Origin of the sequence: Acidithiobacillus sp. (genome assembly GCF_027322205.1) — a bacterium.
GTDB lineage: Bacteria > Pseudomonadota > Gammaproteobacteria > Acidithiobacillales > Acidithiobacillaceae > Acidithiobacillus.
This window is the reverse complement of sequence record NZ_DAHVHY010000014.1, coordinates 25,260-37,488: the sequence shown is the minus strand read 5'-3', so window position 1 is coordinate 37,488 and position 12,229 is coordinate 25,260. Positions and strand designations below refer to the sequence as shown.

Sequence of the window (12,229 nt, the reverse complement as noted above, 5' to 3'; positions counted from 1 at the left end):
GTCGGGCTTCAGCGCGTGCCTGTCGATAAGGAGAAATGGCTGCTACCACCGCAATGCCGCCGTGGCGTGCCACCAGACTGGCGACGAAGCCGATGCGGCGGATATTCTCGTCGCGGTCTGCGCGGCTGAAACTCAGTCCTTTGGACAGAAAACGCCGTACCACATCGCCATCCAGCAGCGTCACGGCGCGCTCGTCACCCGCCTCCAGAGTGCGGGCCAGCATCCCCGCCAGGGTACTCTTGCCACTGGCAGACAGGCCGGTAAACCAGATGACCAGTCCGCGCTGGTCCGCACCGCGGTAGGCCTGGCGCAATATCTGAATGACCTCCGGCGGGGAGAACCATTCGGGTATGTCTTCCCGGCTGGCCAGTCGCCGCCGCAACTCCGTACCGGAAATGCCCGCCAGGGCCTCGCCGTTGGCCTCTTCCACCGGTACATAACGGCGCCGGGTTTGGGAATACGCATACTCGGGCAGGAAAATACCGGTGATGCCCATCTCACTGGCGTGCCGGGCAAAAAGCTCTTGCGCCGCAAAGGCCGGGTAGAGCAGACCGCCCGCCGCTGCGCCAGGGTCGGCATGACCGCGACCGATGATGAAATGGGTGGCCCCATAGTTGCGACGAATCAGCGCGTGCCACAGCGCCTCTCGCGGGCCGGCCATGCGCATGGCCAGGGGCAGGGGCGACAGCAGGGCGGTCGCCTGGGGATAATGGCCCAGCACCGCACGGTAAACGCGCATACGGTAGGACGCCTCCACATCGCCGGGTTTGGTGGGGCCGATAGCCGGGTGCAGCAGTAGACGCGCGCCTGCCCCGGCCTGCTCCAGCCCAGCCTGGGTCACGGCAATATGGGCGTGATGCAGCGGGTTGCGCGTCTGAAAGGCGACCACGGGGTGCGTACCACTCCAGTGCCTTTGCAGCATGGCCGGGGTCTGATACTCGGGCGGAAATTCGACGGCCGCGGCGCGGGTCAGGGTGTCCGCATCCCAGGCTGACACGCGCCCCGCCACATAATAAGGGCCGCGCGCCAGCAATTCGGCCACGCCCGGATGGCTGGAGTCTGTCGTCCCATAAACTGCCGCAGCTTCCCGCAGCTTATCCGGACGATAGCAGGCGCTGACGGCAACGGAGCCGAGGGGCGTGCCATCACTGCGTTCCAGGCGTAAAGTAGTGTCCCCTGCCGCCAAAGACTGGCCGAGCGATTCGCTGACGTCGAGCACCACGGGAATAGGCCAGAGTGCGCCATTATCCAGACGCATATCCTGCAGCACGGACTGCCAGTCCGCTGCATCCAGGTAACCCCCCAATGGGGCAAAAGCTCCGGTCAGCAACAGCTCTAGATCGCAGCGTTGGCGCGCCGTCAGGACATGAACCGGTGGAATGGACATGGGCCGGTCCTTACGCGGAGAGCAGAAAGAGCGGCAGGTGCGCCAGGGCGATCACATCCGACCACTGGGTGGCGTCGCCTTCCGTACAAATGGCTGCGACGGCGGCAATCTCCGCCTCAGCCTGCACCATGAGTGCGCGCATAGCAGCCAGGGTAGAGCCGGTGCTGACCACGTCATCCACCAGCACCACCTGTTTACCGCTGACCGCCGCATGATCCTTGGCATCCAGAAACAGGGTTTGGGGCTTGCCGGTGGTGATGGACAGGGTTTCGGTGGACAGTGCCTCGCCCATGTAGGACTTGTAGTTCTTGCGCAGGACGATATAGGGACGACCACTGTGCACCGACAGGGCGTAGGCGAGGGGAATGCTCTTGGCCTCCGCGGTGACGATGGCATCGTAGGAGATGTGCGCCATGCGCCCGTTCAGCGCGTGGGCCGCGGCTTCCGTCAGTTCCGTATCGCCGAGGATGTTGAGGACGGCGATGGCAAGGTCCGGCTGTACTTTGACGAGGGGAAGGTGGCGCTGCACTCCATTGATGTTGAGGGGGTAGGTGTTGCCGTGCCGGTCAGTGTGGGTCATGGATGCTCCTTTTACGCGCATTTTGCCACAGGGGGAGGGGGGTGGGTAGCTTAGGGGCGAGCATCTCGCAATGGATATCTGTTTGGTCGCTCGTAATCACAGGTTGGGTTGTGTAATTATATGAATGGGTATAGGTTTACGGACATAACTAAGCGTGATGATCTGAGTTCGTAGTGAGTGCTCATGGAAAAGGCACGTACGTACTTGGGTGAAGCGATTGGAGCGGGAACAAACGAACTGGCCGTTGTGCGCACAGCGCCGTGAATTCCTCGTTCGAGCATCCCTATCCCGATTAGGCGTCGTGAACTCAGCCTCCGTGTAGTGTGGTGACAAAAGGCACACAGTGGCGTAAACTTTTTTATGAAACCATTTCGCTGGAGTCCGGAGAAGAACGAGGCCGTCAAAGCAGAGCGGGGTATTTCGTTTGAGAGCATTGTTGTCTCAATCGAAGCCGGCGGGTTGCTGGACATCTTGGTTCACCAGAACCAGGCGAAATACCCCAGGCAGCGCGTTCTCGTAGTCGCGTGCGACAACTACGTCTATTTGGTGCCGTTTGTCGAAGAGGAAGACTATTTCTTCCTCAAGACCGTAATACCGAACCGCAAGGCAACCAGGGACTATTTGAATCAAGGTGAAACAGATGCCGAAAATTGATGCCTACGAACATGAAGTTCTCACTGCCTTTGAGAAAGGCCAACTGAAGTCCGTTGTCACGAAAGCCGAGCTAGCGAAATTCAAGGCAGCAGCGCGCGCTACGGCTATTAAGGACCGCCGGGTCAACATCCGCCTGTCTTCTGGCGATTTGAGCGACATTCAAGTTAAGGCGCTTGAGGAAGGTATGCCGTACCAAACGCTTATCGCCAGCGTTCTTCACAAGTACGTTACAGGCCGTCTGGCCGAGCCGCGCACAACCAAGCAATCAAGTCGCCCCGCGACAAAACACCGTGCTACTTCTGGCAGTTGAATGTCCGCTGTGGCGTCGACGCCTAACCATCGGCGCATGACCCATAAAAAAACCGGCCCCGAAGGGCCGGCTTTCTGACGCTACAGACGTCGGGGAGTGAGGCTTAGAAGCCGCCCATACCACCCATGCCGCCCATACCACCACCCATGTCGCCCATATCGCCGCCGGACTTGTCATCTCTCTTCGGCAGTTCGGTGATCATGGCTTCCGTGGTGATCATCAGGCCGGCAATACTGGAGGCCTTCTGCAACGCGGTGCGGGTGACCTTGGTCGGGTCGATGACGCCCATCTCGAACATGTCGCCATATTCGTCGGTGGCGGCGTTGTAGCCGTAGCCGTTTTTACCGTCCACAACCTTGTTCAGCACTACGCTGCCTTCACCGCCAGCATTGGCGACGATCTGACGCAATGGCTCTTCGATGGCACGACGGATGATGGCAACACCCATGTCCTGGTCGTGGTTGGCGGTCTTGAAGCCTTCCAGTGCATGACGCGCGCGGACCAGCGCCACACCGCCGCCGGGGACGATGCCTTCTTCGACGGCCGCACGGGTAGCATGCAGGGCGTCTTCGACACGGGCCTTCTTCTCCTTCATTTCCATCTCGGAACCGGCACCGACCTTGATGACGGCAACGCCACCGGCCAGCTTGGCCACGCGCTCCTGGAGCTTCTCGCGATCGTAGTCGGAGCTGGCATCTTCCATCTGACGACGGATCTGCTCAACGCGCGCCTTGATCTCGGTCTGCTGGCCACCGCCATCGATCATGGTGGTGTTTTCCTTGTCGATGATCACTTTCTTGGCCTGGCCGAGGTCGGCGAGGGTGGTGCTTTCCAGCTTCATGCCGATTTCTTCGGAAACCACGCGACCGCCGGTCAGGATGGCCATATCTTCGAGCATCGCCTTGCGACGATCACCGAAACCAGGGGCCTTGACCGCAGCGACCTTGATGATGCCGCGCATGGTGTTGACGACCAAAGTGGCCAACGCTTCGCCTTCGACATCTTCGGCCACGATCAGCAGCGGACGGCTGGACTTGGCGACCTGCTCCAGGATGGGCAGCATGTCGCGGATGGAGGAGATTTTCTTGTCGTGCAGGAGGATGTAAGGATTCTCCAACTCGGCCACCATCTTGTCCTGGTTGTTGACGAAGTAGGGGGACAGATAGCCGCGATCAAACTGCATACCTTCGACGACATCCAATTCGTTGGCGAGGCCGGAACCTTCTTCGACGGTGATGACGCCTTCGTTGCCGACCTTCTCCATGGCTTCGGCAATGATCTTGCCGATGGAGTCGTCAGAGTTGGCGGAGATGGTGCCTACCTGAGCCACTTCCTTTTGGGTCTTGCAGGGCTTGGACTGCTTCTTCAGTTCTTCGACGATGACGATGACCGACTTGTCGATGCCGCGTTTCAGGTCCATGGGGTTCATGCCAGCGATGACGGCCTTGAGGCCTTCGCGGATGATGGCCTGGGCCAGAACGGTGGCGGTGGTGGTGCCGTCACCAGCTTCGTCGGAAGCCTGGGAGGCGACTTCTTTCACCATCTGCGCGCCCATGTTCTCGAACTTGTCAGCCAGTTCGATTTCCTTGGCGACGGAGACGCCGTCCTTGGTAATGGTGGGGGCACCGAAAGACTTGTCGAGCACCACGTTACGGCCCTTGGGACCCAAGGTGACCTTGACGGCGTCGGCGAGCACGTTAACGCCGCGCAACATCTTCTCGCGGGCATGTTCAGCAAAGGCTACTTGTTTAGCTGGCATAAATACTCCTCAAAATATGTGGAAAGGGTTGGGATATTCAGCAATGCTTACTTTTCGACGACCGCCATGATGTCGTCTTCACGCATCACCAACAGTTCTTCGCCGTCCACTTTGATCTCAGTGCCGGCATATTTGGCGAACAGCACGCGGTCGCCAACTTTGAGGTCGAGGGCGCGAATTTTGCCGTCTTCCAGAATCTTGCCATGGCCAGCGGCGACAACTTCACCCTGCACAGGCTTTTCTTTGGCGGTATCGGGAATGATGATGCCACCGGCAGTCTTCTGCTCTTCTTCCAGGCGACGAATAACGACGCGATCATGCAAAGGACGCAATTTCATTGAGCATTTCCTCGTTTTATACAGGTTAGTGGATGACTTCATCCTGGGCGCTGTTAGCAGTCGCACCCATCGAGTGCTAATCATAGGCGCTGAGAATGTTCTGTCAAGGGGGAAACGGAAATCACGGGGCTTTTGTTTAGGTAATGCGGGTCCAGAGCGATTGCAGGCTGCGCAGGAGCACGACATCGGCACCCTGCAAGCGATGATTTATCCCAGGTAAGGGGCGGATAGCCAGTTCCGGTGCATGGGCACGGGCGGCGAACCGATAACTGAGGGCAAGGGGTACGTCCTTATCGGCACTGCCGTGGAGAATTTCTACGGGACAATGCAGATAAGGCGGGAAGCGCAGCAGGTCGTAACGCCAACTGTCCGCCACCAGATCAAACCGCATGTGTAGTTCACCGAGGCCATAAGGGGTTGCCCAGCAGCGCAGGTTAGTGTCTTGCCAGACTTGCTGTTCGTCAGCGGGCAGACGCAGGAAGGCCTCCTGGATAAAATTATAGGCGGGAGCGATGAGGAGCAAGGCGCGGATCTGTTTTGGCCAGCGGGTAGCGGCGATGGTGCCCAGCCAGCCACCCAGACTGGAGCCTACCAGGAGCACAGGGCGATCTTCCAGCATTTGCAAAATCAATTGGAGGTCGGCCAGATAACGGGACAGAGTCAGGGCCTGAAACGGTCCATCCGAGCGCCCGACGCCGCGCGGATCAAAGCGTACCCAGGACCAGCCTTGCGCTTGTGCGCTGCGGGCGAGGAGTTGTGATTTAGAGCCTTCCATGTTGGAGGCGAAGCCGGGCAGAAAGACGCCGACGGGGTCGGTATGGGTTTCATGGATGAGTCCGCAAACGCGATCACCGTTGGGGTGAACCAGAGTAAAAGGTCTTTCGGCTGAGGGGGACACAGGCTGCTCCGCGCAAAAAAGGGCGACTTAGTCGCCCTGAAACCACAAAGGAGGAAAGAAACATGCGCTGCAGCCAACTGCCGACTGCAGTTGAAATATTAGCAAAAGACAGATGTGTCGGCAAGTTACATTCCGACCAGTCGGATAAAATAAGGGCGGAACCGTGAGGCCCGCCCAAAACCACCAAAGGAGGAAGAAACATGCGCTCGCAACCATCTACAGTCGCTTGCAAAGGATTAGAGAGCAAGGTCCGCAGAAAGTTCCACCCTGCTGGGATTTCTTTCTGAGACCTCGTATCCTCGGCGTGGTGGCGCAGTTCTTGCTGCCGTGAGGAATGGATAACCTGCGGAAAATGTTTGCGTGGGTGATGACAGAGCGGCGAGGAGTGATGCAGGTATGAGAATTGGCGTAGGGAGTAGGACCATTTGGGCCAGGAATGCGTTGATGTGGAGTGCCATTTGCGGTTGCCTGCTGCTGTTCTGGCTGCCGTTAACCCACGCTGCCCAGTTCCTGGCGCCGGGCCAGGCCTTTCGCTTTGAAGCGAGTCTGAGTGGCCACGACCAGTTGCAACTGCATTGGGATGTGGCGCCAGGGTACCATCTGTACCGCGACCGGATAAAATTCTCCGTGACGCCAGACAGCATTGTCCTCGGACGCTACACCTTGCCCACAGGGACGATGCTGGACGACCCGGCCTTTGGCAAGGTGCGGGTGCTGGAAGGACAAAATACCCTCACGGTACCTTTCACCGTCCATGGAACTGTCCCTGCCTTCATTGAGTTAAAAGCCATCTATCAGGGTTGTGCCAATGCCGGTGTTTGTTACCCTGAGCAGGTCAAGACGATCAGGCTGGCTTTGCCTCGGCAGGCTATGGCAACTCCGGCAGCCCCCGTCGTGCAGTCACCGAAAGGGGTGACCACAGCGGCTGCGCTCAACAGCCCGGCGAGTAATGCCGGGGTCCTTGCGGGGGCTTTGCAGGATCGTTTCTGGCTGACTTTGGGACTCTTTTTTCTCTCTGGGCTGGGTCTGGCTTTCACGCCCTGTATTTTCCCCATGATCCCTATTCTCTCGGCGCTGATTGTCGGGCAGGAGGCGGGCCGCGGTAAGCAACGGTCACGGGCATTGGCGCTTTCCATCGCCTATGTACTGGGGATGTCACTGACTTACACGATTGCCGGAGTGCTCGCGGCGGTGACCGGAGCCTATATGCAGGCGGCCTTCCAGAGCCCTTGGGTGCTGGGGGCTTTTGCATTTATTTTCGTGTTGCTGGCACTGTCCATGTTTGATTTTTACGAGTTGCAAGTGCCAAGCAGTATCCAAACGCGCCTGGCGGGCATGGGACGGGGTGGCCATTTGTTCGGTACTTTTGTCATGGGCGCCCTGTCGGCGCTGATTGTCGGACCCTGCGTGGCGGCCCCCCTGGCGGGCGGGCTGCTCTTTATTTCACAGACGGGGAATGTTTTTCTTGGCGGGTTATCGCTCTTCGCTCTCAGCCTGGGGATGGGCGTGCCCTTGCTGATCATCGGCACTTCCGCCGGCCATTTGTTGCCGCGCGCTGGCGCCTGGATGGATGCCGTCAAAGCGCTTTTCGGCGTGCTGATGCTGGGTGTCGCTATCTGGCTGCTGGCGCGGGTTTTGCCGGGGCCGGTGAGCTTGGCCCTGTGGGCAGCGCTGGCGGTGATCAGCGCCATCTATCTTGGCGCGCTGGATGTGATGGTTGCGGGTGCTTCGGGCTGGCGTCGTTTTTGGAAAGGTGTTGGCGTCCTGTTGCTGGCCTATGGTTTGGTTATGGGCTTGGGGGCGCTGAGTGGGGCCGGTGATCCTTTGCAACCGCTGACACCTTACACGGCAGGAGCGGCGCATCAGGAAACCCGGACGGATGTACCGCACTTTAGCGTGGTAAAAACTCCGGAGGCTTTGCAGAATGCACTGGCGCAAGCCAAAGGCAAGCCGGTACTGGTGGACTACTGGGCAGGCTGGTGCGTGGAATGTGTGCGTATGGATAAAGTTACTTTCGCCAACCCGCAGGTGGGGGCCGCTTTACAGGGATGGGTACTGATCCGCGTGGATGTGACAAAGGATGACGCCGTCAGCCGCGCCCTCCTGAAACGTTACAATCTGGTAGGCCCCCCGGCCTTCATCGCCGTAGGCGCTGACGGCAAGATAGCCGCGCGGCAGGAAGGGTATTTAGACCCGGAGGCGTTTTTGCGGTGGCTGCCAAAATCTTAGAGCAGTCATGCTGATGCTTTTCAGTGCCCCGCCGCCTTCTTTACGGCCCCGCCCTTGAGCACATAAAGTGTTCCGCAATATGGGCAGCGGGCTTCTCCGGTCTCTTCGATCTTGAGGAAGACCCGGGGATGACCGTTCCAGCGACTCATGCTGGACATGGGGCAGTAGAGGGGAAGGTCTTTCGCCTCCACCTCGGTATAACTCTGGTCACAGCACCTGATGGGGTGGGTCATGGGGTCAGCCAACGTGATGCAGCCATTCCGGATGGTCCTCACGGCGTCCGGCTACAGTGTCGAAGTAGCGGCTTTGTAGCATTTCGGTAACCGGACCACGCTGCCCTTCGCCGATGACCCGGCCATCAATCTCGCGGATGGGGGTGACTTCAGCCGCGGTACCGGTGAAGAAGGCCTCGTCGGCAATATAGAACTCGTCGCGGGTCAGCTGCTTCTCGACGATGGGGATGCCGGCATCGCGGGCGAAGCGCAGGATGGTGTCGCGGGTGATGCCCTCCAGGGCGCTGGTCAGTGTCGGCGTGTAAAGAATGCCGTCGCGGATCATAAAGATATTTTCGCCGGAACCTTCGGCGACATAGCCTTCGCGATCCAGCAGCAGGGCTTCATCATAGCCGCAGGAAGAAGCCTCGCGCTGGGCCAGCATGGAGTTCATGTAGTTGCCGGTGGCCTTGGCCTTGCACAGATGCACGTTGACGTGGTGGCGGTTGAAGGAGCTCACCTTGACGCGGATACCCTTTTCCAGCGCTTCCTGGCCCAAATAGCTGCCCCAGCTCCAGGCAGCGATGAGTGCATGGACCTTGAGTCCCTTGGCGGACAAGCCCATACCTTCAGCACCGTAGAAGAGCAGGGGGCGGATATAAGCGGATTCCAGCCTATTAGCGCGGATGACTTCTTTGGTGGCGTCGTTGATCTGGTCCTGGGTGAAGGGGACCTCCATCTGCAATATCTTGGCGCTGTTGAAGAGGCGTTTGGTGTGCTCCGGCAGGCGAAAAATGGCGGTGCCATGGGGGGTGGCGTAGGCTCGTTCGCCCTCAAAACAGCCCATGCCGTAGTGCAGGCTGTGGGTGAGACCATGCACGGTGGCCTCCCGCCAGGGGACCATCTTGCCGTCAAACCAGATAAAACCGTCGCGTTCCGCCATGGACATCGTCACATCTCCTTAATCGCTATAACTGCCAATGAGTTCCTGCCAAATCTCTCGCACCCCATGCGCTGCGGCTTGTAGCGCATCCCAACCGGGGGTCGCTGCAGTGCGGATTTCGTTGTCCTGCAAGTTCAGCCAGCGCCGGTTTTCTTCCTGGCGGTACCGTTGCCAGGCTTGCCCGAGGATGGCGCCCTGTTCCGTGTTCCAGATGTTCGCACGGGTCAGTGCGGCTATCCCGGCGGTGGTCCCGGTACTCTGGCACAGGGTCGGCTGCTGGGAGCAAGCCCCTAGCATAGCAAATTGTACGAGAAACTCGATATCTGTGAGGCCTCCGGGGCTCAGTTTGAGGTGAAAGGCGTTCTGGGCGATAGTTTTGCTCCGATAAATGCGCTGCCGCATGCTGCGGACGTCTTCCGCCAACTGTCCGGGATGGCGTGGCTGGCCGAGGATTTCCGCACGCAGGCTGGTGAAACGGGCGCCGAGCGCCGCATCGCCGGCGATCCAGCGGGCGCGGGTGAGTGCCTGGTGTTCCCAGGTCCAGGCGGACTCGCGCTGATAGCGGCTGAAGGCGTCCAGGGTGGTAACCAGGGGGCCGGACTGCCCGCTGGGGCGCAGGCGCATGTCGATCTGGTAGAGCAATCCGGCACGGGTGAGGGTGCTGAGGATGTGAATAAGCCGTTGTCCGAGACGGGCAAACCAGGTGGGCGCGGCGAGGGGGGCGGGGCCATCGCTTTCGGCGTCGAGGGGGGCGTCGTAAAGATAGACCAGATCGAGATCGGAGGCGAAGCCCATTTCCCGGCCACCCAGTTTGCCGAAGGCGATAACGGTGAAGGGGGCCGCTTGGTTGTTGCTGGAGCGCACGCAGCCGTGGCGGCGCTGCATCTCCGCTTCAGCCCAGGCCAACGCGGTTTGCAGGGTGAGCTGGGCGAGGTCACTGAGTTGGGGGAGCAGCGTCTCGACGGGGGTCTGATCTGTCCAGAAGGCGGCGGCGAGGCGCAGGACTTCGGCGTTTTTGAAGCGCCGCAGGGCATCCATCCGTTCTTCCATATCTTCAGCGATCTGTAACTGTGCAGCGATGGCCTGCGGCCAGTGCTCGGGGCTGATGGCCGTGTCGCTGAGTACGTCATCCAGCAGGATGGGGAAGCGTGCCAGTTCCTGTGCCAGCCAGGGGCTGTGCAGTAGTTCCGCGATGCGCATGAGGTACGGCGGGTTCTCCGCAAGCAGGGCGAGATAGTTGGCACGCCCGAGAATGGCCTCAATGAGGGTGAGGAAGCGCTGTAACCAGGCGTCGGTGTCTGGTTGGGCGCTGCACAGATCGAGGGCCAGGGGAAGCAGACGGTCGAGGCGTTGGCGTCCTTCTGTAGAGAGGCGGCTGGCCACATCGCGGCTGTGGGCGAAGCGCCAGAGGCGCGTCCATATGGCATCGGGCGCCGTGAAGCGCAGGACCTGGAGCAGGTCGCTGGGAGCGGTTTCCAGCGCATCGGTTTGAGCGCGTTGCCAGAGTTTCTCTCCGTTGCGGTTTTTACCCTGGCGATCATTCTCCCCGGAGGCCAGGGTGTGTTGAAAGATGGCGTGGTTCTGCTGGCGGAAGGTGTCCAGGGTTTCGCGCATGGTCATGACGTCCGGGAAACCCATGCTGCAGGCCAGGCGTTGCCATTCCAGTTCCGAGCGCGGTAATTGCTGGGTCTGCTGATCATCGACCATTTGCAGACAGTGTTCGGTATTGCGCAGGAAAAGATAAGCGCGGCGAAGTTGGTCGACATCATCCGCAGGCAGAAGTCCGGCACTGGCGATGGCCGCAAGGGTATCCAAGGTGTTGGTGCTGCGCAGGGCGGGTTGGCGGCCACCGTGGATAATTTGCAGGGATTGACAGACAAACTCGATTTCACGGATGCCGCCTTGGCCTTTTTTGATGTCGTTGCTGCTGCCACCCTGTTCCGCATCCATGAGGGCTTTGACTTCCCGCAGACCGGTGAGGGCGGTGTAGTCCAGGTAGCGGCGATAGACAAAGGGGCGCAGGGTGTCGAGGAGGGATTGCCCAAAGGCGACGTCACCCGCGACGGGGCGCGCCTTGATAAAGGCGTAGCGCTCCCAGCCGCGGCCATGCACCTGATAGTATTGCTCCATGGCCGCGGCGGAGATGCAGAGGGGGCCGGCATCTCCGAAGGGGCGCAGGCGCATGTCGACGCGGAAGCAGAAACCATCAGCCGTGCGCTGATCGAGGGCCTGAATCAGCCAGCGACCGAGGCGCTGGAAGTAGGCACTGTTGTCGAGGGGGCTGGGGCCATCCGTCTCGCCGCCTTCGCCGTAGCAGAAGATGAGGTCGATGTCGGAGGAGAGGTTGAGTTCGCGCCCGCCCAGCTTGCCCATGCCGAGGATGGTGAAAGGCACCTCCTGACCGTCGCTGCTGCGGGGGGTGCCATGGCGCTGGCGCAGCATCGCCATGCCATAAGCATAAGCGTGTTGCAAGCAGATTTCGGCCAGTTCGCTGAGGGCGGCTACGGTTTCTGAATAATGTTCGCCGGGCTGACGATCCTGCCAGATGATTTCTACCATACGGGCATTGCGGTACTGGCGCAGATTGGCAAGGAAGACGTCGCTGCTGAGTCCATGGGTGGCGGTAAGGTCGCTGTCCCCGCCCCGTGCAAGGCGCAGCAACCAGTGGGGATGGCGTAGGAGGAGTTGGCGCGCAAAGGGGCTGACACAAGCGATATGTGCCCAGTGTGCGGCAAAGGAGGGTCCAAGGCGGCGGAGCTCGGCCTGTTCCTCAGCAGAGAGGGCTGCCCAGATGGTTTCGAGTAGTCCGATGATTGCCTCCGCCTCCAGGGGTACCAGGTTAATGGCGTGGATGGTCTCCTCGGGTAACTCAGGTGCCGCCATGCGTGCTCCTTCCGGTGGTGTTCCGCATCGTGTGTA

11 protein-coding genes are annotated in these 12,229 nt (G+C 60.1%); 3 read left to right on the top strand and 8 right to left on the bottom strand.

What is annotated here, in order from left to right:
* Together sat and M7F93_RS04000 are read right to left on the bottom strand one after the other, a co-directional pair.
* Positions 1-1,387, bottom strand: a 1,387-nt coding sequence (gene sat / locus M7F93_RS04005; RefSeq protein ID WP_298169455.1) for a sulfate adenylyltransferase, incomplete at its 3' end; no start/stop codon positions are given.
* Positions 1,388-1,397: 10 nt separating this feature from the next.
* Entirely contained in the window at positions 1,398-1,967 is a 570-nt protein-coding gene (locus M7F93_RS04000) for a phosphoribosyltransferase family protein (RefSeq protein WP_298169452.1), read from the bottom strand.
* A gap of 360 nt (positions 1,968-2,327) precedes the next feature.
* Between M7F93_RS04000 and M7F93_RS03995 the strand changes: the two genes are divergently transcribed.
* Together M7F93_RS03995 and M7F93_RS03990 are read left to right on the top strand one after the other, a co-directional pair.
* On the top strand, positions 2,328-2,621 hold the full coding sequence (locus M7F93_RS03995; RefSeq protein ID WP_298169449.1) for a toxin: 294 nt from the start codon (positions 2,328-2,330) through the stop codon (positions 2,619-2,621).
* The gene (locus M7F93_RS03990; RefSeq protein WP_298169446.1) at positions 2,608-2,931 is read left to right on the top strand and encodes a hypothetical protein; all 324 of its coding nucleotides are present in this window, start codon (positions 2,608-2,610) and stop codon (positions 2,929-2,931) included. Before M7F93_RS03995 ends, M7F93_RS03990 begins: the two co-directional genes overlap by 14 nt.
* A 103-nt stretch (positions 2,932-3,034) precedes the next feature.
* On the opposite strand, the gene groL is transcribed toward M7F93_RS03990, so the two are convergent.
* The 3 genes from groL to M7F93_RS03975 all read right to left on the bottom strand — a co-directional run bounded on the left by groL (position 3,035) and on the right by M7F93_RS03975 (position 5,926).
* Complete coding sequence (gene groL, locus M7F93_RS03985) at positions 3,035-4,690, bottom strand: chaperonin GroEL (RefSeq protein WP_298169443.1); 1,656 nt, start codon at positions 4,688-4,690, stop codon at positions 3,035-3,037.
* 47 nt (positions 4,691-4,737) lie between these two features.
* Positions 4,738-5,028 (bottom strand): co-chaperone GroES, encoded by a 291-nt coding sequence (gene groES / locus M7F93_RS03980; protein WP_014029644.1) that lies wholly within the window; start codon positions 5,026-5,028, stop codon positions 4,738-4,740.
* 136 nt (positions 5,029-5,164) lie between these two features.
* Positions 5,165-5,926, bottom strand: coding sequence for an alpha/beta hydrolase (locus M7F93_RS03975; RefSeq protein WP_298169431.1), 762 nt, complete (start codon positions 5,924-5,926; stop codon positions 5,165-5,167).
* 396 nt (positions 5,927-6,322) lie between these two features.
* Between M7F93_RS03975 and dsbD the strand changes: the two genes are divergently transcribed.
* Positions 6,323-8,155: a protein-disulfide reductase DsbD gene (gene dsbD / locus M7F93_RS03970; RefSeq protein ID WP_463670954.1), complete on the top strand. Its 1,833-nt coding sequence runs from the start codon at positions 6,323-6,325 to the stop codon at positions 8,153-8,155.
* Between the two features lie 20 nt (positions 8,156-8,175).
* Here the strand turns inward: dsbD and M7F93_RS03965 are convergent, their stop codons facing one another.
* From M7F93_RS03965 to glnE, 3 genes are read right to left on the bottom strand one after another with little or no spacing between them, the layout of a single operon-like run.
* Positions 8,176-8,388 carry a zinc-finger domain-containing protein gene (locus M7F93_RS03965; protein WP_298169426.1) on the bottom strand — a complete coding sequence of 71 codons (213 nt, stop codon included), beginning with the start codon at positions 8,386-8,388 and terminating at the stop codon, positions 8,176-8,178.
* A 4-nt stretch (positions 8,389-8,392) separates the two neighbouring features.
* On the bottom strand, positions 8,393-9,316 hold the full coding sequence (locus M7F93_RS03960; protein ID WP_298169423.1) for a branched-chain amino acid transaminase: 924 nt from the start codon (positions 9,314-9,316) through the stop codon (positions 8,393-8,395).
* A gap of 12 nt (positions 9,317-9,328) precedes the next feature.
* Positions 9,329-12,193, bottom strand: coding sequence for a bifunctional [glutamate--ammonia ligase]-adenylyl-L-tyrosine phosphorylase/[glutamate--ammonia-ligase] adenylyltransferase (gene glnE, locus M7F93_RS03955; RefSeq protein WP_298169420.1), 2,865 nt, complete (start codon positions 12,191-12,193; stop codon positions 9,329-9,331).
* Positions 12,194-12,229 lie beyond the last annotated feature (36 nt).